This is a genomic window from Myceligenerans pegani, from assembly GCF_014892515.1.
GTDB lineage: Bacteria > Actinomycetota > Actinomycetes > Actinomycetales > Cellulomonadaceae > Myceligenerans > Myceligenerans pegani.
Genome location: NZ_JADBGR010000088.1, coordinates 39,590 through 64,884, shown reverse-complemented (window position 1 = coordinate 64,884; position 25,295 = coordinate 39,590). Strand labels below are relative to the sequence as shown.

Sequence of the window (25,295 nt, the reverse complement as noted above, 5' to 3'; positions counted from 1 at the left end):
AGAACCATGAGATCACGTGTCAGAAGAACCCTCGCCGGGGCCGCCGTCGGCTCCCTGATCGCCGCCGCCGTCACGGCGGTCGGCACCGGCGCGTCCGCCGAGCCGGGCACCCTGCTCTCGCAGGGCGGCCTCACCGCCGCGTCCAGCTCGGAGGCCGCCAACCTGGGTCCGCGCTTCGCCGTCGACGGCGACCCCGCCACGCGCTGGGCGAGCAACCCGTCGGACGACGAGTGGCTGCGGGTCGACCTCGGCGCGTCCTACGCGCTGGACCGGATCGACCTGGACTGGGAGGCCGCGTACGCGACCGCGTTCACGCTGCAGGTGTCCGAGGACGGCACCACGTGGACGACCGTCGCCGACGTCACGGACGGCGCCGGCGGCGATCAGTCGTTCCCCGTCACCGTCACGGGCCGCTACGTCCAGCTCGCCGCGAGCGAGCGCGCGACACACTACGGCTACTCGCTGTGGGAGTTCCAGGTCTTCGGCGACGGCGAGCCGACCGATCCCGGCGACCCGCCGGAGTATCCCGACGACGAGGTCACGCACCACGAGTTCCAGGCCAACTGCACCTTCTCGCGCTTCGGCCCGGACGACCCGATCGTGTTCCCCGGACAGCCCGGCGCGTCCCACCTGCACACGTTCATCGGGAACCGCTCCACGGACGCGTTCACCACGCCCGACAGCCTGAACGCGAACCCGGCCACCTCGTGCACCGTGCCGCACGACCGGTCCGCGTACTGGTACCCGGCCCTCACCGAGGGCGGTGAACCCGTCGCGCCGGACATCCCCATGACGGTGTACTACAAGTCCGGGATCGACGACTACACGCGGGTGGTGCCGTTCCCCGAGGGACTGCGGTTCGTGGCGGGCGACATGATGGCGACGCCCGACGAGTTCCGGGACGCGCCGGGCGCGGTCGAGGGCTGGGAGTGCGGCGACAGCGCCCACAACTGGTCGATCCCCGACCACTGCGCTCCGGGCACGCAGCTGAACATCAGGTACCAGGCGCCGAGCTGCTGGGACGGCGAGCGCCTCTACGCGCAGGGATCGGCGCACATGGCGTACCCGGTGGCGGGGCAGTGCCCGATGAGTCACCCGGTGGCGGTGCCGATGCTGGAGTTCAAGATCGCGTGGCCGGTGGACGGTGACATGACCGACGTGGCGCTGGTGAGCGGCTCGGATCAGTCGTGGCACTACGACTTCGTGAACGCCTGGGACCCGGAGGTGCTGCGCCGGCTGGTGGAGCACTGCATCAACGGCGGTCTCCAGTGCGACCCGCGGGGCTACGACCTGTACAAGCCGCACCGGGGTGCGGTCATGGACGAGGACTACGAGCTGATCGATCCGTGACGGGCCGACGGCGCGGCGGGACCACCCATCGGGGGTCGGTCCCGCCGCGCCGGGCCTCAGAGGGCCTCGCGGGGATCCAGCACCTGGGCCACGATCGCCTCGATGGCGAAGGCGCTCGACTCGGCGAGGTCGACCTGCTCGGGGTCGAGGAGCCACTGGACCTGCAGGCCGTCCATCACGGCGAGGATCGAGGCGGCGGCCCGGTCGACGGTGGCCGGCTCGTCGATGCCCCGCTCGGCGCAGACGGCGCGGAACGCCTCGCCGACCTCGCGGCGCAGCGTGCGGTAGCGCTCCACGAACCAGTCCCGGGCGGGGTGTCCCTCGGTGACGGACTCGGCCGAGAGCACGACGTACGCCTGCACGAGCCCGGCGCGCCGGGCGTTGAGCAGGGCGGTGCGCACGAGGTGCCGGAACAGCTCGATGCCGCCGGGGATGTGCTGGCCCTCGAGGTCCTTGACGTCGCTCTCGTCGCGGTAGCGGAGCACCTCGAGCAGGAGCTGGTCCTTCGACCCGAAGTGGTGCAGCACTCCGGCGTGGGTCATGCCGACCTGTTCCGCGATCTCCGTCAGCGGGCCCTTGTTGTATCCGCGCGCCCCGAAGGTCGTCATGGCGGCCTCGAGGATCCGCTCGCGTCGGGCGAGGGTCTCCGGCCGGGAGCGTCGGGGCTGTCGCGTGGTCGAGTTCATCGCGGGTCGTTCACACCTTTGTCGCGCATCGTCTGTCCTGCCTGGTCTGTCCTGCCCGGCCGGTCCTGCCCGGACCGCCTCGCCCGCCGGCGTCGTCCGTCGGGCGTGGTCCGTCCGGTGTCGTCGCGGTGTCCCGAGTGTAAGCGGTGCGGCGCCGTCGGCCGTGGTGACGGCGCCGTGGGCCCCAGCATTTCACAAAGTTACTTACAGAGTAGTAAGTTGTGCTCGACAGCCACTCGACGACGAGGAGTACGAAGGTGACACCGACGTCCCGTCCGAGGCGTAGTGCCTCACGCTCCATCGCGGCAGCAGCCGCGACTCTTGCCGCAACACTGCTGCTCAGCGCCTGCGCGGGCGGCGCCGGCGGCGACGACGAGTCGGTCGCCCCCGGCGACGGCTCGCTCACGATCGCGAAGCCCGACGGCGCGATCACGACCGAATCCAACAACCCCTGGGTGGGCGACTCGTCGGCGCTCACGCTCGGGTACGTCAACGCGATCCTCGAACCCCTCGCGTTCGTCAACATGGTGGACCCGTCCGACGACGTCCGCCCGTGGCTCGCGTCCGAGCTCGAGTGGAACGAGGACTACACCGCCCTCACCGTCACCGCGCGCGAGGGCGTGACGTGGAACGACGGCGAGGAGTTCGGCGCGGACGACATCGCGTTCACGTTCGGGCTCCTCCAGGACACGCCGGAGCTGGACACCGCCGCCCTGGGCATCGAGGAGGTCACCACCGACGGCGACCAGGTGACGATCGCGTTCGCCGGCTCGATGTACGCCAAGCAGGACAAGGTCCTGCACCGGTTCATCGTCCCCGAGCACGTGTGGGCGGACGTCGAGGACCCGACCACGTACGAGAACCCGGAGCCGGTCGGCACCGGTCCCTACACGCTGACCGAGTTCACGACGCAGTCGGTCGAGCTGTCCGCACGCGACGACTACTGGGGCGGTGAGCTGGCCGTGCCGACGCTGTACTACGTGTCCTACAACGACAACACCGCCCTCACCACGGCCCTGGCCAACGGCGAGGCGGACTGGGCGCAGGCGTTCATCCCGAACGTGCAGTCGGCGTACGTCGACAAGGACGAGGACAACGTCTACTGGGCGGCCACCGGACTCGGCATCGACGCGATGTTCGTCAACACCACCGAGAAGCCGTTCGACGACGTCGCCTTCCGCCGGGCCATGAACATGGTGATCGACCGCGGCAAGCACGCCGAGATCGCCCGCGAGGGCGGGGTCCCGCCCCTGACGTCCGTGACCGGTCTCCCGAGCCCGGCCGGTGACGAGTTCGTGGCCCCCGCGTACGCCGGCCAGACGTACGAGGTCGACGTCGAGGGCGCGAAGGCGGTCCTCGAGGAGGCCGGCTACACGGGCGTGGGCGAGGCCCTGGTCGACCCCGACGGCGAGGCGGTCGAGTTCGAGCTGAGCGTCCCGCAGGGCTGGAGCGACTACGTCACCGGCATCAGCCTGATCTCCGACGCCGCGAAGGAACTCGGCGTCACCACGACGCTCGACACTCCCGACGCCGACTCCTGGTGGACGGCCAAGACCGAGGGTGACTTCCAGGCGATCCTGCACTGGACCGACACCGGCGCCACCCCGTACGACCTGTACAGCGACGCGATGGACGGCCGCTGGCTGAAGCCGGTCGGTGAGGCCGCGGACTACAACTTCGGCCGGTTCGACAGCCCGGACGCCACGAAGGCGCTCGACGAGTACCTGACCGCCACCGACGACGCGGCCCGCGCCGAGGCACTCGCACGGGTCCAGGAGATCTTCGTCGAGGAGGTGCCGATCATGCCCGTCGGCAACCGCCCGTTCATCGGCGAGTACAACACACGCAGCTACGTCGGCTGGCCGAGTGAGGACGACCCCTACACCAGCCCCGACCCGACGCAGCCGACGGCCGTGCTCATCCTGACCTCGCTCGAGGCCAAGGGCTGACCCTCACCGATCCCGTCCTGGGACCGGGGTCGTGGGCGTGCCTACCGCCGCGCGGCGAGCGCCGCGGCGCCGGGCAGGCCCACGACATCCGGGCGCCGCGGACACAGACAGGAGTTCGTTCGTGAATCGTGACCCCGTGCTGAGCGTGTCCGGGCTCAGCGTGACCTACGACGTCGACCCGCCGGTCGAGGCCGTGCGCGACGTCTCGCTGACCGTCGGGCAGGGCGAGGTGCTCGGCCTGGCCGGGGAGTCCGGCTGCGGCAAGTCGACCCTCGCCTACGCCGTGCAGCGGCTGCTGCGGCCTCCCGCCGAGATCACGGGTGGCCAGGTCGTGCTGCACGCCGTCGACGGCGCCGCCGGTGGCGACGTCGACCTCACCACGCTCTCGCCGGCCGAGATGGACCGGCTGCGCTGGGACCAGGTCGCCATGGTGTTCCAAGGCGCGATGAACTCGCTCAACCCCGTCCTGACGATCGGCGCCCAGCTCGCCGACGTGTTCACACGGCACCGCCCGGCCATGGGCCGCGCCGAGCGCACCGCGACCTGCGGGGCGCTGCTCGAGATGGTCGGGGTGGGAGCCGACCGGCTGCGGTCCTACCCCCACGAGCTGTCCGGGGGCATGCGCCAGCGGGTCATGATCGCGATGGCACTCGCCCTGCGGCCGCGCCTGCTGATCATGGACGAGCCGACGACGGCCCTGGACGTGCTGGTGCAGCGGGAGATCCTGCAGGAGATCTCCCGGCTGCGCGAGGAGCTCGGGTTCTCCGTCGTGTTCATCACGCACGACCTGCCGCTCCTGCTGGAGATCAGCGACCGCATCGCCGTCATGCGCGCGGGGCGGGTCGTGGAGGTGGGGACCGCGTCGGAGATCTACCACGCCGCGCGGCACGAGTACACCAAGCGCCTGCTGGGCTCGTTCCCGAGCCTGACCGGCGACCGCGGTGACTTCGTCCGGAAGGGGGCCGCGGTATGACGACGCTCGAACTGCGCGGGCTGACCAAGCGCTACCGCGTACGCGGCTCCGGCCACATGCTCGCCCTCGACGACGTCGACCTGTCGATCACCTCCGGCCGCACCGTCGCGCTGGTGGGACAGTCCGGCTCCGGCAAGTCGACGATCGCGAAGATCATCACCCAGCTGGAACGCGAGACCTCGGGCCGGGTGCTGCTCGACGGCGCGCCGATCCCGCGCCGCGGGCGGGGGCTGCGGGCCTACCGGCAGCAGGTGCGGATGGTGTTCCAGGACCCGTTCGCGTCCCTGAACCCGTACCACACGGTGCACCACCACATCGCGCGGCCCCTGCTGCTCGACCGTGTCGTGCCGCGTGCCGGGGTCGACGACGAGGTGGCGGGCCTGCTGGAGAAGGTCCGCCTCGAACCCGGGCTCGCGGCCCGCCGCCCCCACGAGCTGTCCGGCGGGCAGCGACAGCGCGTCGCCATCGCGCGGGCGCTCGCGTCGCGGCCCGCGCTGCTCGTGGCCGACGAGCCCGTGTCGATGCTCGACGTGTCCATCCGCCTGGGCGTCCTCAACCTCCTGGCAGAACTCCAGGAGGCCGACGGGCTCGGCGTCCTGTACATCACCCACGACCTGGCCACGGCCCGCCACTTCAGCGACGAGATCGTCGTGCTGCACCACGGCAGGGTCGTGGAGCGCGGTCCGTCCGACGACGTCATCCTCCACCCGCGGCACGAGTACACACGCGCGCTGCGGGACGCCTCACCCGACCCGGACCGCCACTTCGGCGGCGGCCGGACGGCCGACACCACCGGGAGCCGCTCATGAGACTCCTCCTGCGCCGCGCCGCCTTCTACCTGTTCACGGCCTGGGCGGCGATCACGATCAACTTCTTCCTGCCGCGGATGCTCAAGGGCGACCCGGTCTCGGCCTACCTGCAGAAGAACCAGGGGCTGGTCAGCCCGGAGGCGGCCGACGCCCTGCGCACCCTGTTCGGCCTGGACACCGGCAAGTCGCTCGCCGAGCAGTACGCCGACTACTGGGTGCTGCTGCTCTCCGGCGACCTCGGCCGGTCGTTCTCCCACGGCCTGGCGCCCGTGGCCGACGTGATCGCCTCGGCCCTGCCCTGGACGGTCGGCCTCGTCGGCATCGCGACCGTGCTGAGCTTCCTGCTGGGCACCACGCTCGGCACGCTCGTCGGCTGGTTCCGTGGCGGGCGCGGTGACGTCATCGTCCCCGTGGCGACCTTCTTCTCCGCCGTCCCGTACTTCTGGATGGGGCTCATCGCCATCGCCGTCTTCGCGACCGGGCTGGGCTGGTTCCCGGCGTCGCACGCCTACGGCAAGGGCACGACGCCGGAGTTCAGCGCGCAGTTCATCGGCGAGGTGATCGCGCACGGCACCCTGCCGGCCCTGACCGTCGTGCTCGCGTCCCTCGGCGGCTGGGTGCTCGGCATGCGGAACATGATGATCACGGTCCTCGACGAGGACTACGTCACCGTCGCGCAGGCCAAGGGCCTGTCCCGGCGCCGCGTCGTGTTCGCCTACGCCGCCCGCAACGCGGTGCTGCCGCAGCTGTCGAGCTTCGCCCTCGCCCTCGGGTTCATCGTGGGCGGCACGCTCGTCATGGAGCTCGTGTTCTCCTACCCCGGCGTCGGCAAGCTGCTGCTCGACGCCACCAACGCCAAGGACTACCCGCTCATGCAGGGCCTGTTCCTCGTCATCACCCTGACCGTGCTCGTCGCCAACCTCCTGGCCGACGTCGCCTACGCCGCGCTCGACCCGCGCACCCGGCAGGGGGAGGTCTGACATGTTCACCAACCGCAAGTCGATCACGGGCCTCGTGATCCTCGGCCTGTTCGCCCTGCTCGCCGCGCTGGCCGACGTCGTCGCCCCGTTCGGGCCGCTGGAGAAGGACTACACCGCGCTCAAGCAGCCTCCGTCGGCCACGCACTGGCTCGGCACCACCCACCTGGGCGAGGACATCTTCAGCCAGATCGCCCACGGCACGCGCGGCGTGCTGCTCGTCGGCCTCACCGCCGGCGTGCTGGCCACCCTCGTCGCCGTGATCGTCGGCGTGAGCGCCGGGTTCCTCACCGGCTGGCGCGGCGAGTCGCTCTCGGCGCTGTCCAACGTGTTCCTCGTGCTGCCCGCGATCCCGCTGATGATCATCGTGGCGTCGCAGTACGACGACCCGAGCCTGTTCCTCATCTCCGCCGTCCTGGCGATCACCGGCTGGGCGTGGGGCGCGCGCGTGCTGCGCGCGCAGACCATGTCGCTGCGCAGCCGGGACTTCGTGCAGGCGGCCCGCGCCAACGGCGAGCCGCTGTGGCGGATCATCGCGGTGGAGATGCTGCCCAACCTCACGGCCGTCATCGCCTCCAGCTTCGTGGGCACCGTGACGGCCGCCGTGCTCGGCCTGACGACGCTGGCGTTCGTCGGCGTCATCCCGATCACGAACCTCAACTGGGGAACGATCCTGTACTGGGCCCAGCAGAACGGCGCGTTCCCGGAGTTCTGGTGGTGGTACGTGCCCGCGGGCCTCGCGATCGCGCTGCTCGGCGCGGCGCTGAGCCTGATCAGCTTCGGCATCGACGAGTACGTCAATCCGCGCCTGCGGTCCGCGGGCGAACGAGCACGGCTGCAGAAGAAGCGAACGAAGAGGAGCACTGCGTGACCAGCGTGATCGATCTGCCCTACCTCGACACCGCCCTCCCCGTGGCGGACCGGGTCTCCGACCTGATCGCCCGCATGACGCCCGAGGAGAAGGTCGGGCAGATGCTGCAGCTCGACGCGCGGGACGATCTCGAGGACCACGTGCTGCGGCGCCAGGCCGGCTCCATCCTGCACGCCTCGCCCGAACGGATCCGGGCCGCGCACGAGCTGACCGACCGCACCCGGCTGCGGATCCCGCTGCTCGTCGCCGAGGACTGCATCCACGGCCACTCCTTCTTCGAGGGCGCCACGATCTTCCCCACGCAGCTCGGCATGGCCGCCACCTGGGACCCCGGGCTCGTCGAGCGGGTGGCACGGGTGACCGCCGTGGAGGTGAGCGCCACCGGCATCCACTGGACCTTCTCCCCGGTGCTGTGCATCGCGCGCGACCTGCGCTGGGGGCGCGTGAACGAGACCTTCGGCGAGGACCCGCACCTGATCGGCGAGCTCGCCTCGGCAGCGGTACGCGGCTACCAGGGCGACGGCCTGAGCGATCCGACGGCGATCCTCGCCGCGGCCAAGCACTTCGCCGGGTACTCCGAGACCCAGGGCGGCCGCGACGCGTCCGAGGCGGACCTGTCCCGCCGCAAACTGCGTGCGTGGCACCTGCCCCCGTTCGAGCGCGTCGCGCGCGAGGGCTGCCGCACGTTCATGCTCGGCTACCAGACCATCGACGGCGTGCCCATCACCGTCAACGACTGGCTGCTGTCCGACGTCCTGCGCGGCGAGTGGGGCTACACCGGCACCCTCGTCACCGACTGGGACAACGTCGGGCGCATGGTCTGGGAGCAGAAGGTGCAGCCGGACCTCACCGCCGCGGCGACCGCCGCCGTCCGCGCCGGGAACGACATGGTGATGACCACGCCCGGGTTCTTCGAGGGCGCGCTCGCCGCCATCGAGGAGGGCCGTCTGACCTCGGCGGACCTCGACGACGCCGTACGGCGCATCCTCACCCTGAAGTTCGAGCTGGGCCTGTTCGAGGACCGACGCCGGCCCGCACCCGAGCGCATCGAGGCGGCGGTGGGAGCCGCCGCGCACGCCGAACTCAACCTCGAGGTCGCGCGCCGGTCGCTGGTCCTCCTGCGCAACGACGGCACGCTGCCGCTGCCGGCCGGTGGGAACGCTCCCGCGCGGCGGATCGCCGTCGTCGGCCCCCTTGCCGACGACGCCCAGGCCCAGCTCGGCGACTGGGCAGGCAACTCCGGACAGGCCGGATGGATCCCCGACGGGCATCCGCGCCACCTCATCAGCACCGTGCTGGACGGGCTGCGCGAGCGGGTCCCGGACGGCTGGTCGGTGACCTACACCCGGGGCGCCGAGATCCTGGAACTCGCCCCCGACCCCGAGGGGGACACGTTCCCCGACGGGCAGCCGCGCCCACCGGTCGTCACGCCCGCACCCGTGGACGAGGCGCAGCTCGCCGAGGCGGTCGCCGCCGCGCGCGACGCCGACTACGTGGTCGCCGTCGTCGGCGATCGCATCGAGCTCATCGGTGAGGGACGGTCCACCGCCACGCTGGACCTGCTCGGCGGGCAGAACGCTCTGCTGGAGGCGGTCGCCGCGACCGGCACCCCGCTGATCGTCGTGCTCCTGGCGTCCAAGCCGCAGGTCCTGCCGCCCGTCGTGGACGACGCCGCCGCGCTGGTCTGGGCCGCGAACCCCGGTATGCGGGGCGGCCGGGCGCTCGCGGAGCTGCTCCTGGGCGAGATCGAGCCGTCCGGGCGACTGCCCGTCTCGTTCGCCCGCCACGTGGGACAGCAGCCGACGTACTACAACCAGGTGCGGGGGCAGCACGGCGACCGGTACGCGGACCTGACGCAGCGGCCCGCATTCGCGTTCGGCGAGGGGCTCAGCTACACCACGATCGAGTACGACGGCCTGCACGTGGCCGAACCGCGGGTCGGCCCCGGCGGCGTGGTGCGGGCCGCGGTGACGCTCCGGAACACGGGGTCGCGGCCGGCGCTGGAGACCGTCCAGGCGTACGTGAGCGACCTGGTCACCTCGGTGAGCTGGGCGGACCAGGAGCTCAAGGCGTTCCGCCAGGTCACGTTGGTGCCGGGGGAGGAGCGGGTCGTCGACCTGGAGGTCCCGGCGGCGGACTGCACGATCGTGGACGCGGCGGGGAAGCGGGTGGTCGAGGCGGGCGACTTCGAGCTCCGCGTGGGCCGCTCGTCCCAGCAGGAGGACCAGCTCACCGCGAGGTTCACGGTGACCGCCTGAGTCAGCCGAACCAGCGCATGGAGCGGCCGTGCGGATGCGACCAGGCGACCGCACGGCCGTCCACCGCGAGGGCGAGCGTCTTGGTGTCCGGCGGCTCGGGCGCGCCGTCGAGCACGCTCGGGATGACGTTCAGGCCCTCGTTGCTCACCCAGCGGCAGGCGCCGTCGCGCACCAGCCGGCGCATCATCGTGTCGAAGCGCGCGCGGTCCTCGGCCGGGAGGTACGCGACGACGGCGCTGTGGAACACGACGACCTCGCCGTGCCGGGACGCGTCGGCGACCAGGAGCGGCAGATCCGCGAGGATGTCGCCCCGCTCGAGGCGCGGCGGGTCGGCCCGCGCGATCTCGATGGCGTGGCGCAGGCGGTCGCGGCGGTCGTCGTGCTCGGGCCAGACGAGGATCTCCAGCCAGGCCATCTGGTCCTTGTCGCGGACGTCCAGCGGGTTCAGGTCGAGGCCGCCGCGCCAGGTGATCTCGGGCAGGGTGGTCGGGAGCGCGAGGTCGCCGGTAACCGGGCAGGTAAGCCGCGGCTGGGGGCCGAGGACGGCGACGCGGGGCGTCCGCGCCTTCCGCGGGCCGGGTGCGGTCCAGTCGTATCCCCAGCGGTCCGGGTAGAGGCACAGGCCCGCGCTCGCGCCCGCCTCGACGAGCGCGAGGGGGCGGCGCCCGGCCTCGATGGCCAGCCGGGCGAAGACCGGGGTGAGGGTCGCGAGGCGCCCGGCCTCGTTGGTCTGGGTCGAGCGCTCCAGGATCGTGGCGCGGATCGTGCCGTCGTCGTGCAGCAGGGCCTCACGCAGCGCCTCGTACGGCCCGGGCGCCTCGACGCCGTGGAACCGGGCCGCCGCGAACACGAGGTTGGGCTGCTTCTTGATCCCGGGGAGCGCGGAGATCCATCTCAGGACGTCCTCGTCGGCGGCCACGGCGTGTCCCCACCGCTCGAAGCAGGGGGAGGCGGCTGCGGCGGCGTACTCGGCGAACTCGGTGTACTGGGCGGCGACGTCGGCGTACAGATCCAATGCGGTCTCCCGTCAGTCCTGGGCGAGGCGGGCCGGGAAGCCTCCGGTGGCGACCGGGCCCCAGCGGTCGATGGTGATGCGGACGAGGGACTTGCCCTGCTTCACCATGGCGTCGCGGTACTCGTCCCAGTCGGGGTGCTCCTTCCCGGCCGCGACGCGGAAGTACTCGACGAGCGGCTCCACCGACTCGGGGATGTCGAGGACCTCGGCCGTGCCGTCCACCTGCACCCAGGCGTCGCCGAAGTCGTCGCCGAGGGCGAGGAAGGAGGCCTCGGGCCGGCGGCGCAGGTTCGCCGCCTTGGCCCGGTCGGGGTAGGTGGAGACGACGACGCGTCCCTCGCCGTCGACCCCGAACGTCACGGGCGACAGCTGGGGCCGGCCGTCGGCGCGAGTGGTGACGAGGACGCCGTTGTGCCGGGCGCGCAGCACCTCGAGGAGCTCGTCACGGCTGACCTTGGTGTTCGTGGCGATGGTGCGAGGCATGGATGCAGCGTACGCCCGGGAGGTTTCGTGTCGGTCGTAGCGACTAGACTCGCCATCGCGTGTTGTCAGCACGCCAGCTCCGTCGTCGTACACGATTCCTCGCGTGCCCGGCGGCATCACACCCTCCGTACGAAAGGACTTCCTCCGTGCTCCGCACTCACACGGCCGGCTCACTGCGGGCCGAGCACATCGGTCAGACCGTCACCCTCACGGGCTGGGTCGATCGCCGTCGTGATCACGGGGGAGTGGGCTTCATCGACCTGCGGGACGCGTCCGGCATCGCCCAGGTCGTCATCCGCGACGAGGACGTGGCGCACCCGCTGCGCTCCGAGTACGTACTGCAGGTGACCGGCGAGGTCGCGCAGCGTCCCGAGGGCAACACGAACCCGAACCTCGCCACCGGTGAGATCGAGGTCATCGCGAGTGGTGTCGTCACGCTCAACGAGTCGGTGCCGCTGCCGTTCCAGGTGTCGACGGCGATCGCGGACTCGGAGCAGATCGGCGAGGAGGCGCGCCTCAAGCACCGCTACCTCGACATGCGCCGCCCGGCGCAGGCGCACGCGCTGAAGCTGCGCTCCCAGCTCAGCCGGGCCGCCCGCCGCGTGCTGGAGGCCCACGACTTCATCGAGGTCGAGACGCCGACCCTGACGCGCTCGACGCCGGAGGGCGCCCGCGACTTCCTGGTCCCGGCGCGCCTCGCCCCCGGATCGTGGTACGCGCTGCCGCAGTCCCCGCAGCTGTTCAAGCAACTCCTCATGGTCGGCGGCCTGGAGCGGTACTACCAGATCGCGCGCTGCTACCGCGACGAGGACTTCCGCGCCGACCGGCAGCCGGAGTTCACGCAGCTCGACGTCGAGATGAGCTTCGTGGACCAGGACGACGTCATCGCGCTGACCGAGGAACTGCTCGCGGAGATCTGGAAGCTCATCGACGTCGAGGTGCCGCGCCCGATCGAGCGCATCACCTACGCCGAGGCCATGCGCCTGTACGGCACGGACAAGCCGGACCTGCGGTTCGGCAACCCGATCACGGAGCTCACCGACTACTTCCGGGCCACGCCGTTCCGGGTCTTCCAGGCCGAGTACGTGGGCGCCGTCGTCATGAAGGGCGGGGCGGGCCAGCCGCGCCGCCAGTTCGACGCCTGGCAGGAATGGGCGAAGCAGCGCGGCGCCAAGGGCCTGGCCTACGTGACGTTCAGCGACGAGGGCGAGCTCGGCGGCCCGGTCGCGAAGAACCTGTCCGAGACCGAGCGCGAGCACCTCGCGAAGGTCACCGGCGCCGAGCCCGGTGACGCCGTGTTCTTCGCCGCGGGGAAGACAGCCGCCTCGCGCGCCCTGCTGGGTGCGGCCCGCCTCGAGATCGCGAAGAAGACCGGGGAGCTCGACGAGAGCGCCTGGTCGTTCGTGTGGGTGGTGGACGCGCCGCTGTTCAAGCCGGCGGGCGAGGACGACGACATCGACGTCGGCCACTCCGCGTGGACCGCGGTGCACCACGCGTTCACGTCGCCCAAGCCGGAGTGGCTCGACCGCTTCGAGCAGGACCCGGGCAGCGCGCTTGCCTACGCGTACGACATCGTGTGCAACGGCAACGAGATCGGCGGGGGCTCCATCCGTATCCACCGCCGCGACGTGCAGGAGCGCGTGTTCGACGTCATGGGCATCGGCCCCGAGGAGGCGCAGGAGAAGTTCGGCTTCCTGCTGGAGGCGTTCAAGTTCGGCGCCCCGCCGCACGGGGGCATCGCGTTCGGCTGGGACCGCATCGCCGGGCTGCTGGCGGGCGTCCCGTCGATCCGCGACGTCATCGCGTTCCCGAAGTCCGGCGGCGGCTACGACCCGCTGACCGACGCCCCCGCGCCGATCACGCCGGAGCAGCGCAAGGAGGCGGGCGTGGACGCCGTGCCGGAGCCGCGCGAGGGCTCCGCGGCCGCGCCGGTCGCCGTCGCGAAGTGACGCCGCGGTCCCGGCGTCCGCCGCGTGACGGCGTCCGCCGTGTGACCGCGTTCGTGTCCGACGACGACGTCCGTGTCCGACGGCGTCCGTGGTGCGGGGCGTCGTCGGACACGGAGGCCCGGTTTCGGTATGGTTGGACCACTTTGCCTGCGAGTCTGCCTGCGAGCTGAGAGGCCCCTCTGACCATGTCGACCAACTACCCCGGCGGCCCGCCTCCGTACGAGCCGCAGGGCGGCGGGCCAGAGCAGCCGCCGGGGCCCACCCAGCCGCCGGGGCAGTACCCGTACCCGCCTTCCGCACCGCCGGGCCCCGCGCCGGGCCAGGCCGCTGTGCCCTACGCCGGAGCGCCGTACGGCCCGTACGCTCCCGCCCCGCCGAAGAACGACCTCGGGACCATCTCCCTCGTGTGCGGGATCCTCAGCTGGGTCGTGTGCCCGCTCGTCCTCGGCGTCGTCGCGATCGTCACGGGCATCGCGAGCAGGAAAGCCATCCGGGAGGGGCTGGCGAACAACTCGGGCTCGGCGACCGCCGGACTCGTCCTGGGCTGGCTCAACGTCGGCCTGGTGGGCGTGTTCCTGCTCATGTGGCTCGCGTGGGTGGTGTTCGCGGTCCTGTTCGTCGGCGCGGGGGTGGTGAGCGGCAGCTGATCACGCGCCTGGGCCCGTCGCAGGTCACCGGGTCGCCCGGAGCGGACCGCCGCGCCGTGTGACGCCCCGCCGGAGCCTCGCGCCAGGTCCGGCGACGCCCGCGACCGGGCCGTGCGCCGCGCACGTTCGGGCGCGCACAGGGAAACGCCGGACGGTCCGCCGGGCGGAGTGCCGCGCTCGTGACTAGGGTCGGACGTGCCGGAACACCGCGAGCGAGAGGTGCCTGAGCATGTCGACCAACGAGCCGGGAGCACAGAACCCGTACGACCCACCGCCGAGCGGGAACGAGCCGGGCCGGACGCCCGGGCAGTCCGGCGGGCAGCCACCGGAACGGCCCGGAGCCGGGCAGCCCGGCGGCCCGACGCCGCCGGGCACGCCGCAGCCGGGGCAGGCGCCGCCGCCGTCGCCGTACGCCGCGGGAGGAGTTCCGCCGTCCGCGTACCCGACCGCGGAGCCGGGAACGCCGTACCAGCAGCAGTACCCGAAGAACAGCCTGGGCGTGTGGTCGCTCGTGCTGGGCATCCTGAGCTTCTTCCTCTGCCCGGTCATCGCGAGCATCGCCGCGATCGTCACCGGTCACATGTCCCGGCGCGCCACGCGCGAGGGCCAGGCCGACAACGGTGGGCTGGGCCTCGCCGGCATCATCCTCGGCTGGGCGTCGCTCGTCCTCTCGGCGATCGCGATCGTCATCTTCGTGGTGGCCTTCAACGCGGCCGTGAACGACCCGGCCTTCCAGGACTTCCTCAACGATCCGTCCGCGTGGCCCACCATCGATTCCGACTACTGACGGGCGCCGCCCGGCAGCATCGCGCACGCCGTCCTCCAGGATGCGCACTCCGGGGCGGGAATCTTCGACCGAGCCGGGCCCGGTTCGGTAGGGTTCAGACTGCTTCAAACGGATACATCTGATTCTGAAAGAGGACATCGCCACCATGTCGACGAACACCCCCGACGGCTCGTCGCCGTCGCCGTACGACCCGTCGGGGAGCGGGCAGCAGCCGGCCTCGCCCTACGAGCCCGGGCGGGCTCCGCAGCAGCCCGCGTCGCCGTACGAGCAGCCGGGACAGATCCCGCAGCCGGCGTCGCCGTACCAGCAGTCGCCCTACCAGCAGCAGCCCGGCGCCACGCCGTACCCGGCGGCACCCGCCTACCCCGCGCAGTACGGCGGCCAGCCGTTCCCCAAGAACGACCTGGGCGTGTGGGCGCTCGTCCTCGGCATCGTCAGCATCGTGATGTGCGGGTTCCTCGCCGGCATCCCGGCGATCATCGTCGGCAACAAGGCGCGCCAGGCCGTCCGCAACGGCGAGGCGGACAACGACGGCATGGCGCTCGCGGGCATCGTCACCGGCTGGATCGGTACGGCGCTCAGCATCCTCGTCGTCGTCTTCTACGTGATCGTCATCGCCATCGGGGTCAGCGGAGGCTTCGACTCGACCGGGTCCGACTTCTCGTCGTACTGAGCCGGTCGCGGGGCGGACCACGGCCGGCCGTCGGCGAGCGGTCCCGGCGACGCGCCGCCGGGGAGTTTCACGGCGGCGCGCGGTCCCGGCGTCCTCTTTCGGCCAGGCCTATAACCAGGCATGATGTCCCTCATGGCTGGTGTTGACGCTCACATTGTCGTCGTCGGAGCGGGGCCGACCGGGCTCCTGCTCGCCGGGGACCTCGCCGCCGCCGGAGTGCGCACCACGCTGGTGGAACGGCGGCCCCGGCGGATCAGCAACCTGTCGCGGGCGTTCGCCGTACACGCGCGCGCCCTGGAGCAACTGGACGCCCGCGAGCTCGCCGACCCGATCGTCGCCCGGGGCCAGGTGATCCAGGACCTGCGCCTGCTGAACCGGTTCTCGCTCGACCTGAGCGTCCTGCCCAGCCGGTTCCCGCAGGTCGTGGCCGTCCCGCAGTACGAGGTGGAGCGGGTTCTCCTGGAGCGGGCCGGGGCCGAGGGCGTCATGTTCGCCTACGACACCGAGTTGGAGAGCCTCGACCAGGACGACGACGGCGTCAGGCTGCGGGTGACCGGGCCGGACGGCGCCCGCACCGTGCGGGCCGACTACGTCGCGGGATGCGACGGCCATCATTCCGCCGTCCGCGGCCTCGTCGGGCTGCCGTTTCCCGGACAGGCCGTGATCAGGTCCATGGTCCTGGCGGACGTGCGGCTCGCGGAGCCGCCGTCGGACGTGCTCACGGTCGCCGTGCGCGACGAGTCCTTCTGCTTCCTCGCCCCGTTCGGCGACGGCTACCACCGCGTCATCGGCTGGCGGTACGGCCGCGACGTGCCCGAGGACACGCCGCTCGACCTGGACGAGGTGCGCGAGACGATGCGCGCGGCGTTCGCCACCGACTTCGGCATGATCGACGCGCGCTGGACCTCCCGCTTCCACTCGGACGAGCGGCAGGCGCCGCACTACCGGGTGGGCCGCGTCTTCGTCGCCGGCGACGCCGCCCACGTGCACTCGCCCGCCGGCGGCCAGGGCATGAACACGGGCCTGCAGGACGCGGCGAACCTCTCGTGGAAGCTGGCCCAGGTCGTGTCGGGGCAGGTGACCGGCGAGGCCGCCGAGGCGCTTCTCGACTCCTACGAGTCCGAGCGGCATCCGGTGGGCACGATGGTGCTGCGGGCGAGCGGCGCGCTCGTCCGGGCGGCACGCGGCAAGGGTGTCGTCGCGCGCCTGCTCGGAGGGCTGATCGTGGGCGTCATCGGGAACCTCCCGCCGGCCCGGCTGCGCGCGATGGGCATGATCTCCGGCGTCGGGATCAGGTACGGGCGTCCGCGCGGCGCGCATCGCCTGGTCGGCCGCCGTGCCCCGGATCTCCCGCTCGTCCGGGAGGAGTCCGGCGGGACGACTCGCCTCTACGAGGCGCTGCGGTCGGGCGGTTTCGTCATCGTGCGCGGAGCCGACGACGCCGCGGCGGGCGCGGACACCGCCCCGATCGACCCGCCGGCGGGCAGCCAGTACGCGAAGTGGGCGGCGGGCGCGGTCGAGGTCCGCCGTGCGGACGGCGAGGCGACCACCGTCCTGGTCCGCCCGGACGGCTACATCGCCTGGGCGGCGTGACACCGGCGAGGACGCGGATTCCGCTACGGTGACGACCCGCAGACCGCGGAGACCCCCGCGGACGAACTGTCCGGCGGCGCCGACGCCACCCACGGGAGAGCGATGAGCAGCAACGTCAACAGGAGGACGCTGGACGACGCCGCGATGGCGCGCGTCCTCGCGGCGGCCGGGATCGATCCGCGGAGCATGGCCGCGTTCGAGGAACTCGGAGCGGCCACCTACAACACGGCGTACCGCATCCGTCTGGACGACGGGACCGGCTTGGTGCTGAAGGTCGCGCCGGACCCCACCGCCCCGGGACTGAGCCATGAGCGCGACCTGATGCGGACCGAGGCGATGTTCTACGACACGGCCTCGGGCGCGCTCCCGGTACCCCGCGTGGTGCGGGTCGACTTCTCCCGGGACGCCGCCGACAGCGACTGGCTGCTGATGACCGAGCTGCCCGGACGGAACTGGCACGAGCAGGAGGGCGAGCTCTCCGACGGTGAGCGGCGAAAGCTGCGCCGCGAGCTCGGCGAGCTCACGGCGCGGCTCCACCGGATCAGCGGCGACGCGTTCGGCTACCCGCAGCTGGGCCTGTCGGGCTCGTGGCGTGCCGCCTTCCAGGGAATGCTCGGCGTCCTGCTCGACGACGCCGGACGCTGGGACACCCCGCTCCCCGTCCCCGTGTCACGGATCCGCGCGCTGTTCGACGCGAACGCCGGCGCGCTCGACGAGGTGACGACGCCGGTCCTGGTCCACTTCGACCTGTGGCCCGGCAACGTCCTGCTCCATGAGGGGCGCATCACCGGCATCGTCGACGGCGAGCGCGCCCTCTGGGGCGACCCGCTCGCCGAGATGGTGTCGCTCGCCCTGTTCGGCAGCATCGAGGACGACGACGAGTTCCTGTCCGGCTACGGCGGCATCACGTTCGACGACGACGCCCGCCGTCGCCTGGCGATGTACCGTGCCTACCTCTACCTCATCATGCTCACCGAGGGCGCACCCCGTGGCTACGCCGGCCCGCAACGCGAGGCGGCCCTGACCCACATCACGCGGCACCTCGACACGGCCCTCGCAGACCTGGAGGCTCTCGCCGCCCCGTAGCACTCCAGCCCGGACATCACCCGCCAGTACTCTGTACATCTGTTGCGTATACGCAACATAAGCCACTAGCGGTGGCGAAAACATCCTTGATGGGCAATGCTCGCTCTCGCGAGTTGGCGACCTGCGAACTCGCCGGGACGCTTGCCGTGCCGTCACATTAAGGATATTCTTAAGTCATCCCTGGAGGCGTCATGGCGTGGGAGGTTCGGTACACGGCCGAAGTGGAGGAACTTCTCGACGAACTCTACGAGAGCGACGGGCGAACCCTTCAACTGGTGGGCCAGGCCATCGAAGTGCTTGGGGAGAGAGGTCCCATGCTGGGTCGCCCGTTGGTCGATCGCATCGGCGGGTCGGTCCTGGCGAACATGAAGGAGCTCCGGCCACCTTCGAGCGGTAGGAGCGAGGTGCGGATCCTGTTCTGCTTCGATCCATGGCGATCGGCGATCCTGCTGGTCGCGGGCGACAAGGCGGGGCAGTGGAGTCGATGGTACGAGAAGGCGATTCCACGGGCAGAGGCGCTCTTCGAGGAGCACCTCATGAACCGACGGAAGGAGATGTCAGATGACTGAGCTCAAGCGGTGGCAGGACAGTCCCCACCGGGAGCGCGCGATCGAGCACGCGGGGGGCGAGGAAGCCTTCGCCGAGGGAGTGCGACGCATGCTCGACGAGGCCCGCGGCTGGAGGCTCGCCGAGATGCGGAAGCGTCGCGGTCTCACGCAGAAGCAGGTGGCCGAGGCCATGGGTGTTTCCGTCGCACGGGTCTCGCAGATCGAGGCGGGTGACGTCTCGACCCAGGAGGTCCTCGGCCGGTACGTGGACGCGCTGGGCGGGACGCTCTACCTCGTGGCCGACTTCGGCGACGAGCAACTCAAGGTCGGCTGACAGGCGTGGTCGTTCGCGACGGTGGCGAAAACAGGTTGCTGGTCTCCCGGGAGCGTGGGAGAGTCCACGACGTCCCGGCGGGCTGGTCCGCGGGTGAGGCGGGACGAGCAGAAGGATCGAGCATGAGGACTTTCCCGGTAGTCGCGCCCCTGCGCTGACGCCATCCCGCTCTCTCGCATGCCTCGCCGTCGACGGCGGCACGGCACGGAGGGCGGAGCCCGGCGTCGGCGTGTCACGCCAACCCGGGAGTTCTCGCCTTGCCTTCGTACGTCTCACATCCTGCTGTCGTCCTCAACGACCTGACCTTCGCCTGGCCCGACGGAAGCATCGTGCTCCAGGGGATCTCCGGCGCGTTCGGCCGCGGCCGCACCGGGCTGACCGGCCTCAACGGCGCCGGGAAGTCCACCCTCCTACGGCTGATCGCCGGCCGGCTGCGTCCGACGTCGGGCTCCGTCGTCGTCTCGGGCACGGCCGACCACCTGCCCCAGCGGCTCACGCTCGACGTCGGGGCGACCGTGGCCGACCTGCTCGGCGTCCGCCCCGTCGTCGACGCGGTGCGCGCCATCACCGGCGGTGACGTGCGTCCCGAGCTGTTCGACGTCGTCGGCGACGACTGGGACGTCGCCGAACGGTCCGTCGCCGCGCTGTCGGCGGCCGGGCTGCCCGCCGACCTCGACCGGACCGTCGGCACGCTGTCCGGCGGGGAGGCGATGCTGACCGCCGTCGTCGGGCTGCGGCTGCGCGGGGCCGACGTCGCGCTGCTCGACGAGCCCACGAACAACCTCGACGGCGACGCCCGCGAGCGCCTCTACGACCTGGTGCGCGGCTGGCGCGGGGCGCTGATCGTGGTGTCGCACGACCTGGCGCTGCTGGAGCTGATGGACGAGACCGCGGAGCTGCGGGCGGGTTCGCTGACGACGTTCGGTGGCCCGTACAGCGAGTATCGCGCCTGGCTGGACGTGCGGCAGGAGGCGGCCGAGCAGGCGTTGCGGACGGCGGAGCAGACGCTGCGCCGGGAGCGGCGGCAGCGGATCGCGCTGGAGGAGAAGGTCGCGCACAGCGAGCGGCAGGCCCGCAAGGACCGCGCGAACCGCCGGTACGTCCCGGCGGCGATCCGGGAGCGGAAGAACAAGGCGGAGCGGTCGCAGGGCACGCGGCGGGGCCTGGCGGACGACCGGGTGGCCGAGGCGCGGGCGGCGGTGGACGCGGCGGAGCGGGCCGTGCGCGACGACGACCGGATCGTCGTCGACCTGCCGGATCCCGACGTCCCGGCGGGCCGCCGCATCGCGGTGCTGACCGGGTCGGACGGACGCGAGCACGTGCTCCAGGGGCCGGAGCGGGTAGCGCTGACCGGCCCGAACGGGGTGGGGAAGACGACGCTGCTGGAGCGTCTGCTGCACGGTCGGGCCGCGGTCCGGGACGGGGCCGGAGCGGACGGGCCGACGGCGGTCGCGGCGTCGGGCAGGCTGCTGACGGATCGTGTGGGCTACCTGCCGCAGCGGATCGACGTCCTGGACGACGCGGCGACGGTGCTCGACACGGTCCGGGCCGGGGCGCCGGACGTGCCGCCCGGGGAGCTGCGCAACCGGCTGGCGCGGTTCCTGGTGCGCGGGTCGGCGGTGTACCAGCCGGTGGGGACGCTGTCGGGCGGGGAGCGGTTCCGCGTGGCGCTGGCGCGGATGCTGCTGGCGGATCCGCCGGCGCAGCTCCTCGTGCTGGACGAGCCGACCAACAACCTCGACATCGACAGCACGGACCGTCTCGTGGAGGCGCTGTCGGCCTACCGGGGAGCGCTCCTGCTGGTCAGCCACGACCGCCCGTTCCTGGAGCGGCTGTCCCCGGACCGGGAACTCCGCATGGACCACGACGGCGTGCTCACCGAGGTCTGACGACCTCCGCAAGCCCGTGGCGCCCGCTCCCGGCCACGTCGTTCTGGTCGGAGGCCGCGCTCCCGCCGACGGGGACGGCGCGGTCGGTGCCGGAGGCCGTCCGCGTGTAGTGGGTGACCATCGAGTAGTCCTTCGCGGGCCCGCGCACGTCCCAGCGGACCACCACGCGGTTCCTTGCGGACCATGAGGTCCTTTCCGCTTGCGGGCTCGGAGCGGAAGGAACCTCATGGTCGGTGAGGAACCGGATGGTGCCCTCGTAGCGATCGCGCCCGCACACGTGCTCGACCGGCCGCGCCGTCCAGGGGTGGAAGTCGCGGCCGTCCTCGAACGTCACGCGCCAGCGGCTTGCGGGGGCGCCGGCGGCGTCGTCGCTCCCGGGTTGGTCGCTCCTGGGTTCGTCGCTCGCGAGTTCGTCGGTCCCGGGGACGGCGCCCGACGGCTCGCGCACCAGGAACAGCGTGCGGCTCACCGGCGTGCTCCGGTCCGCCCACCGCAGGGTGCCCTCCTCGGCCCAGCAAATCCGGCCGTCGCCGTCGGGCGTGAACGTCGCCTCGCCGGAGGCGACGTACTCGGTGCCGTCGAGGCGGTCGCGCACCTCGCGGCGGAACTCCCACGTGCCGAGGAGCTGTGACGGGTCCACCGCTCCAGCCTAGGGGCTGCGGCGGGATCGGCGGATCGGAGAGCGGCCGGCCCGGAAAAGCCGTCCTCACCAGGCGGCGGCCGGGTGAGAATGGGCGTCATGACGATCCCTGACGCCGCCACCGCGGCCATCCTCGACCCCGCGAACCCGTACGCCGCGCCGTCCACCCTCCCCTACGAGCTGCCCGACTACACGGCGATCCGCGAGGAGCACCACGAGCCCGCGATCGTGGCCGGCATGGCCGCCCAGCGCGCCGAGATCGAGGACATCGTCACCGACCCCGCCCCGGCGACCGTGGAGAACACCCTCGAGGCGCTCGAGCGGTCGGGCGCCCTCCTCGGCCGGGCCCTGCGCGTCTTCTGGAACCAGCTCGCCGCCGACGCCACCCCCGGCCTCGAGGACATCGAGGCCCGCCTCGCCCCGCAGCTCGCCGCGCACGAGGACGCCATCTACCTGGACGCCCGCCTCTACCAGCGGGCGCTGTCCCTCCGGGAACAGGCCGACGCCGGGACGCTCACCCTCGAACCCGACACCGACTACCTCCTCGAGAAGCTCCTGGTCCGCATCCGCCGCTCCGGCATCGAACTGTCCGACGCCGACCAGGACACCCTCCGCGACATCAACGCGCGGCTCACGACGCTGCAGGCCGAGTTCGGCCGCAAGCTCCTGGCAGGCGCCAACGCCGCGAGCGTCCTGATCACCGACGAGGCCGAGCTCGACGGCCTGTCCGACGCCGCGAAGGCCGGCGCGCGGGCCGCCGCCGAATCCCGCGGCAGCGACGGCTGGCTGCTGGAGATGCAGCTCTTCAGCCACCAGCACGTGCTGTCCTCCCTCGCACGCGCCGACGTCCGTGCCCGCGTCCAGGCCGCCTCCGAGAACCGCGGCCGCGACGGCTCCGCGCACGACACCCGCGCCACCCTCCTGGAGATGGTGCGCCTGCGTGCCGAGCGCGCCCGCCTGCTCGGCTACCGGCACCACGCCGCCTACGTCGCCGAGGACGCGACCGCCGCCACCACCGGCGCCGTCGACGCGATGCTCGCCCGCCTCGCCCCGCCCGCCGTCGCCAACGCCCGCGCCGAGCACGCGGACCTGGAGGCGCTCGCGGGCGGTCCCGTCGCGGCCGCGGACTGGTCCTACCACGCGGAGGCCGTGCGCAAGGAGCGCTTCTCCCTCGACGACGCCCTGCTCCGCCCGTACCTGGAGCTGGAGCGTGTCGTGCGCGACGGCGTGTTCCATGCGGCGAACCTGCTGTTCGGCCTGTCCTTCACGGAGCGCGACGACCTGGTCGGCTACCACCCGGACGTGCGCATCTTCGAGGTGTTCGACCAGCCGGAGCCGGGGGAGCGGAACCAGGGCCTCGGCCTGTTCGTCGCCGACTGGTTCACCCGCGAGTCCAAGCGCGGGGGCGCCTGGATGAACAACCTCGTCGACCAGAACCACCTGCTGGGCCAGCGGGCCGTCGTCGTGAACAACCTCAACATCGTGCGCGCTCCCGCCGGCGAGCCGACCCTGCTCTCGTGGGACGAGGTCACCACGATGTTCCACGAGTTCGGGCACGCGCTGCACGGGCTCCTGTCCGACGTGCGCTACCCGTCGCAGTCCGGCACGAACGTGCCGCGCGACTTCGTCGAGTACCCCTCCCAGGTCAACGAGATGTGGGCGTGGGACCCGGAGATCCTCGGCAGCTTCGCCGTGCACCACGAGACCGGCGAGCCGATGCCGCGCGAGTGGATCGACACCATGCTCGCGTCCCGGCAGTACGGCGAGGGGTTCTCCACCACCGAGTACCTCGGCGCCGCCCTGCTGGACCAGGCGTGGCATCAGCTCACCCCGGAGGACGTGCCGGCGACGCCCGACGACGTCGCCGGGTTCGAGCGGGCGGCGCTCGCGGCGGCGGGGATCGACTTCGGGCCCGTCCCGCCGCGCTACCGCACCACCTACTTCAACCACGTCTTCGGCGGCGGCTACTCGGCCGCGTACTACTCGTACGTCTGGTCCCAGGTGCTCGACGCCGACACCGTCGAGTGGTACGGCGAGAACGGCGGCCTGACCCGTGAGAACGGGGAGGTGTTCCGCCGGCGGCTGCTGGCTCGCGGCGGATCGCAGGACCCGTCGCGGTCCTTCCGGGACCTGCGCGGCCGCGACCCGGAGATCGCTCCGCTGCTGGCCCGCCTCGGCCTCGGCGACTGACGCGCTCCCGGGCCCCGCCCCGACGCGAGCGGGACCGCCGTGTACGCGAGGGCCGGGGCGCGCGTACGGGAAAGCACTGATGCGTCGCCGGAGCGCCCGGTCGTACGGTCTCCTTACTAACTCGTTGGATGGTTGGAGATGACCATGCGAACACGGCCCCGGCGGCGCACGAGCGCCGCCATCACCTCGCTGTTCGTCGCGCTCGTCGCGGTCGCCGGACTCGGCGGGATCGTGCCGGCGCAGGCGGCCACGGGTGCCATCGTCGGCTACGCGGACAAGTGCGTCGACGTCGACGGCGCCAACAGCGCGGACGGCACCCAGGTGCAGCTGTACACGTGCAACGGCACGGCGGCGCAGAACTGGGACGTCCGCGCCGACGGCACGATCCGCGCGCTGGGCAAGTGCCTCGACGTCGCCTGGGCGGACCCGACGAACGGCACCAAGGTGCAGATCGTCGGCTGCAACGGCAACGCCGCGCAGCAGTGGACGCACCACGCGGACGGGACGCTGCGCGCGCTGGGCAAATGCCTCGACGTCTCGGGCTGGAACAGCGCCGACCGTACGCCGCTGATCATCTGGGACTGCCACGGCGGCGCGAACCAGCAGTGGAGGCTGCCGACGGGCGGCGGCGACCCGCTGCCCGGCCGTATGGCCGGGGCGCCCTACCTGTATCTCGGCTGGGGCAACCCGCAGAACCCCGTCGACGTCATGAACCAGACCGGCGTGCGCGGGTTCACCATGGCGTTCATGCTGTCCTCGGGCGGCTGCAACCCCGCGTGGGACGGCCAGCGCCCGCTGACGGGCGGCGTCGACGAGCAGACCATCAACGCCATCAAGGCGGCGGGCGGACAGGTGCAGATCTCGTTCGGCGGCTGGTCCGGGAACAAGCTCGGCCCGAACTGCGCGACGCCGGAGGCCTTCGCCGGCGCGGTGCAGCGGGTGATCGACGCACACCACCCCCACGTCGTCGACTTCGACATCGAGAACTCCGACGAGTTCGAGAACGAGGCGGTCCAGGACCGCATCCTGCGCGGGCTGGCCATCGTCAAGCGGAACAACCCGGGCACCAAGATCGTGGTCACGTTCGGTACCGGCGTGAACGGCCCGACCTGGTGGGGGACACGCCTGATCAACCGGGCCGCCGAGTTCGGGACGCCGATCGACAACTACACGATCATGCCGTTCAACTTCGGGGGCGGGGACATGCGGGCCGACACGATCAGCGCCGCGCAGGGCCTGAAGAACCAGCTCATGGCGGCCCACGGATGGTCCGAGGCCGAGGCGTACGCGCACGTCGGCATCTCCGGCATGAACGGACTCTCCGACCAGCGCGAGACCACCTCTCCCGCGCAGTGGACGGCGATCCGCGACTGGGCGCGCGCCCAGGGCGTGGGGCGGTTCGCGTTCTGGTCCGTCAACCGGGACCGGCCGTGCCCGGGCGGCGGTGTCACCAGCAACTGCAGCGGCATCGCCCAGGCCGACCTGGAGTTCACGAGGATCACCGCGGGCTTCTGACACGGCCCCGGCACATCCGCCTCGTCCGTGCCCCCGGCGCTCCGCCCTCGCCGGGGGCACGGACGAAGCGGGT

22 protein-coding genes are annotated in these 25,295 nt (G+C 72.0%); 18 read left to right on the top strand and 4 right to left on the bottom strand.

Annotated features, from left to right (window positions below; translation table 11 throughout):
• Positions 1-6: 6 nt before the first annotated feature.
• Entirely contained in the window at positions 7-1,350 is a 1,344-nt protein-coding gene (locus IIE03_RS13635; RefSeq protein WP_192863313.1) for a DUF1996 domain-containing protein, read from the top strand.
• Positions 1,351-1,406: 56 nt separating this feature from the next.
• Here IIE03_RS13635 and IIE03_RS13630 read toward each other — a convergent pair whose 3' ends face one another.
• Positions 1,407-2,036, bottom strand: a complete 630-nt coding sequence (locus tag IIE03_RS13630; RefSeq protein ID WP_192863312.1) for a TetR/AcrR family transcriptional regulator — start codon at positions 2,034-2,036, stop codon at positions 1,407-1,409.
• A 257-nt stretch (positions 2,037-2,293) separates the two neighbouring features.
• Between IIE03_RS13630 and IIE03_RS13625 the strand changes: the two genes are divergently transcribed.
• The 6 genes from IIE03_RS13625 (at position 2,294) to IIE03_RS13600 (ending at position 9,873) form a co-directional block, all read left to right on the top strand.
• Positions 2,294-3,985: an ABC transporter substrate-binding protein gene (locus IIE03_RS13625; RefSeq protein WP_318842972.1), complete on the top strand. Its 1,692-nt coding sequence runs from the start codon at positions 2,294-2,296 to the stop codon at positions 3,983-3,985.
• A gap of 121 nt (positions 3,986-4,106) precedes the next feature.
• A complete protein-coding gene (locus IIE03_RS13620) occupies positions 4,107-4,958 on the top strand; it encodes an ABC transporter ATP-binding protein (RefSeq protein ID WP_192863311.1) in 852 nt (283 codons plus the stop codon).
• Positions 4,955-5,767, top strand: coding sequence for an ABC transporter ATP-binding protein (locus tag IIE03_RS13615; protein ID WP_192863310.1), 813 nt, complete (start codon positions 4,955-4,957; stop codon positions 5,765-5,767). The genes IIE03_RS13620 and IIE03_RS13615 overlap by 4 nt, the downstream gene beginning before the upstream one ends.
• A complete protein-coding gene (locus tag IIE03_RS13610; protein WP_192863309.1) occupies positions 5,764-6,747 on the top strand; it encodes an ABC transporter permease in 984 nt (327 codons plus the stop codon). The genes IIE03_RS13615 and IIE03_RS13610 overlap by 4 nt, the downstream gene beginning before the upstream one ends.
• Position 6,748: 1 nt before the next feature.
• Positions 6,749-7,615: an ABC transporter permease gene (locus IIE03_RS13605; RefSeq protein ID WP_192863308.1), complete on the top strand. Its 867-nt coding sequence runs from the start codon at positions 6,749-6,751 to the stop codon at positions 7,613-7,615.
• A complete protein-coding gene (locus IIE03_RS13600) occupies positions 7,612-9,873 on the top strand; it encodes an exo-beta-d-1,3/1,6-glucosidase (RefSeq protein ID WP_318842971.1) in 2,262 nt (753 codons plus the stop codon). The genes IIE03_RS13605 and IIE03_RS13600 overlap by 4 nt, the downstream gene beginning before the upstream one ends.
• A gap of 1 nt (position 9,874) precedes the next feature.
• Here IIE03_RS13600 and IIE03_RS13595 read toward each other — a convergent pair whose 3' ends face one another.
• Positions 9,875-10,888, bottom strand: coding sequence for a DUF2332 domain-containing protein (locus IIE03_RS13595; RefSeq protein ID WP_192863307.1), 1,014 nt, complete (start codon positions 10,886-10,888; stop codon positions 9,875-9,877).
• 12 nt (positions 10,889-10,900) lie between these two features.
• Positions 10,901-11,371 (bottom strand): PPOX class F420-dependent oxidoreductase, encoded by a 471-nt coding sequence (locus IIE03_RS13590; protein WP_192863306.1) that lies wholly within the window; start codon positions 11,369-11,371, stop codon positions 10,901-10,903.
• A gap of 146 nt (positions 11,372-11,517) precedes the next feature.
• Between IIE03_RS13590 and aspS the strand changes: the two genes are divergently transcribed.
• The 9 genes from aspS (at position 11,518) to IIE03_RS13545 (ending at position 20,877) form a co-directional block, all read left to right on the top strand.
• A complete protein-coding gene (aspS, locus tag IIE03_RS13585; RefSeq protein ID WP_192863305.1) occupies positions 11,518-13,320 on the top strand; it encodes an aspartate--tRNA ligase in 1,803 nt (600 codons plus the stop codon).
• A 185-nt stretch (positions 13,321-13,505) separates the two neighbouring features.
• On the top strand, positions 13,506-13,967 hold the full coding sequence (locus tag IIE03_RS13580) for a DUF4190 domain-containing protein (RefSeq protein WP_192863304.1): 462 nt from the start codon (positions 13,506-13,508) through the stop codon (positions 13,965-13,967).
• A 229-nt stretch (positions 13,968-14,196) separates the two neighbouring features.
• Positions 14,197-14,754 carry a DUF4190 domain-containing protein gene (locus IIE03_RS13575; protein WP_192863303.1) on the top strand — a complete coding sequence of 186 codons (558 nt, stop codon included), beginning with the start codon at positions 14,197-14,199 and terminating at the stop codon, positions 14,752-14,754.
• Between the two features lie 145 nt (positions 14,755-14,899).
• The gene (locus IIE03_RS13570) at positions 14,900-15,427 is read left to right on the top strand and encodes a DUF4190 domain-containing protein (RefSeq protein WP_192863302.1); all 528 of its coding nucleotides are present in this window, start codon (positions 14,900-14,902) and stop codon (positions 15,425-15,427) included.
• Positions 15,428-15,559: 132 nt separating this feature from the next.
• Positions 15,560-17,020: an FAD-dependent monooxygenase gene (locus IIE03_RS13565; protein ID WP_225997727.1), complete on the top strand. Its 1,461-nt coding sequence runs from the start codon at positions 15,560-15,562 to the stop codon at positions 17,018-17,020.
• 102 nt (positions 17,021-17,122) lie between these two features.
• Positions 17,123-18,106 (top strand): phosphotransferase family protein, encoded by a 984-nt coding sequence (locus IIE03_RS13560; protein ID WP_192863300.1) that lies wholly within the window; start codon positions 17,123-17,125, stop codon positions 18,104-18,106.
• Positions 18,107-18,297: 191 nt separating this feature from the next.
• Positions 18,298-18,675: a type II toxin-antitoxin system RelE/ParE family toxin gene (locus tag IIE03_RS13555; RefSeq protein WP_192863299.1), complete on the top strand. Its 378-nt coding sequence runs from the start codon at positions 18,298-18,300 to the stop codon at positions 18,673-18,675.
• Positions 18,668-18,988, top strand: coding sequence for a helix-turn-helix domain-containing protein (locus IIE03_RS13550; RefSeq protein ID WP_192863298.1), 321 nt, complete (start codon positions 18,668-18,670; stop codon positions 18,986-18,988). Before IIE03_RS13555 ends, IIE03_RS13550 begins: the two co-directional genes overlap by 8 nt.
• A 257-nt stretch (positions 18,989-19,245) precedes the next feature.
• A complete protein-coding gene (locus IIE03_RS13545; protein ID WP_192863297.1) occupies positions 19,246-20,877 on the top strand; it encodes an ABC-F family ATP-binding cassette domain-containing protein in 1,632 nt (543 codons plus the stop codon).
• On the opposite strand, the gene IIE03_RS13540 is transcribed toward IIE03_RS13545, so the two are convergent.
• The gene (locus IIE03_RS13540; protein WP_192863296.1) at positions 20,864-21,517 is read right to left on the bottom strand and encodes a DUF6314 family protein; all 654 of its coding nucleotides are present in this window, start codon (positions 21,515-21,517) and stop codon (positions 20,864-20,866) included. The genes IIE03_RS13545 and IIE03_RS13540 overlap by 14 nt on opposite strands.
• 99 nt (positions 21,518-21,616) lie before the next feature.
• On the opposite strand from IIE03_RS13540, the gene IIE03_RS13535 reads away from it, so the two are divergent.
• Both IIE03_RS13535 and IIE03_RS13530 read left to right on the top strand, forming a co-directional pair.
• Positions 21,617-23,707 carry a M3 family metallopeptidase gene (locus IIE03_RS13535; protein WP_192863295.1) on the top strand — a complete coding sequence of 697 codons (2,091 nt, stop codon included), beginning with the start codon at positions 21,617-21,619 and terminating at the stop codon, positions 23,705-23,707.
• A gap of 144 nt (positions 23,708-23,851) precedes the next feature.
• Entirely contained in the window at positions 23,852-25,222 is a 1,371-nt protein-coding gene (locus IIE03_RS13530) for a chitinase (RefSeq protein WP_192863294.1), read from the top strand.
• Positions 25,223-25,295 lie beyond the last annotated feature (73 nt).